Source organism: Phenylobacterium sp. (genome assembly GCF_030654915.1).
Classification (GTDB): Bacteria; Pseudomonadota; Alphaproteobacteria; order Caulobacterales; family Caulobacteraceae; genus Phenylobacterium.
In genome coordinates this window covers 1-1,281 of the sequence record NZ_JAURWM010000279.1, presented here as the reverse complement: position 1 = coordinate 1,281, position 1,281 = coordinate 1, and the positions used below count along the sequence as shown (strand labels likewise).

Genomic DNA, 1,281 nt, shown 5'->3' with positions numbered 1-1,281 from the left:
GGTGGAGCTGGGTTTCGAGGTGCTGCCCTCGGCGGCCAATTTCGTGTTCGCGCGCCGCCCGGGCCACGAAGGCGCGGCCCTGACGGCGGCCCTGCGCGAGCGGGCGGTGCTGGTGCGCCATTTCGCGGCGCCGCGCACCGCCGACTATCTGCGGATCAGCGTCGGGACCGACGCCCAGGTCGACCGGCTGCTGTCGGCCCTGGGCGAGATCGTGGGCGAGGGCTGAGAGCGGCCGGGCGACGCCACGTCAACATCCACGCCGGCTTTACCTCCCCTCGCCTTGCGATAACCTGCCCCGCAAACGCAGAGACAGACGGCTCCTGAAGAGCCGCGAAGGGGAGGGACCGATGTATCTCGCCGACCACGCCCGGCTGACGCCGGACAAGCCAGCCATGATTTCGGCCGACACCGGCCAGGCCGTGACCTACGCCGAGCTGAACGAGCGCTCGAACCGGTTCGCGCAGTATCTCTACGCCCAGGGTCTGCGGCGGGGCGACCACATCGCGGTGCTGATGGAGAACAACCTCTCCTTCATGGAGCCGATCTGGGCGGCCTTCCGCTCGGGCCTCTATGTCACGACCATCAACCGCTATCTGCCGCCGGACGAGGCCGCCTATATCGCCCAAGACTGCGGGGCCAAGGCGCTGGTCACCTCCTACGCCAAGCGCGAGATCGCCGCGGGCCTGACCGACCTGATCCCAGGCGCCCCCATCCGCCTGATGGTCGGCGGCGTGATCCCCGGCTGGACGTCCTATGAGGACGCGGTGGCGTCCGGATCGCCCGAGCCGCTGGCTCAGGAATGGATGGGCGACTCCATGCTCTATTCGTCGGGGACCACCGGGCGGCCGAAAGGCATTCTACGCCCCCTGCCCGAGATCACGCCGGGCGAAGGCTTCGGCGCCCGCCAGGCGGCTAACCGCTACGAGCTGACAGCGGCCTCGGTCTATCTGTCGCCAGCGCCGCTCTACCATGCCGCCCCGCTGGCCTATGTGCTGTCGGTCCAATCGTTTGGCGGGACCGTGGTGATGATGGAACGGTTCGACGCCGAGCAGGCGCTGGCGCTCATTGAAAAGTACGGTGTCACCCACAGCCAGTGGGTGCCGACCATGTTCGTGCGGATGATGAAGCTGGAGCCGGAGGTTCGTGCTCGCTACGACCTCTCTACTCACAAGGTCGCCATCCACGCCGCCGCTCCCTGTCCGGTGGAGGTGAAGCGCCAGATGATCGAGTGGTGGGGGCCGATCCTCTACGAATACTACGCCGGGACCGAGGCCTCGGGCT

2 protein-coding genes are annotated in these 1,281 nt (G+C 68.0%); both read left to right on the top strand.

The annotated features are described in order from the left end of the window. Positions 1–226: aminotransferase class I/II-fold pyridoxal phosphate-dependent enzyme (locus Q7T84_RS14835; protein WP_304810314.1), on the top strand; the 226-nt coding region annotated here is incomplete at its 5' end. A gap of 121 nt (positions 227–347) precedes the next feature. Then, the coding region (locus Q7T84_RS14830) for an AMP-binding protein (protein WP_304810312.1) at positions 348–1,281 on the top strand (934 nt) is incomplete at its 3' end.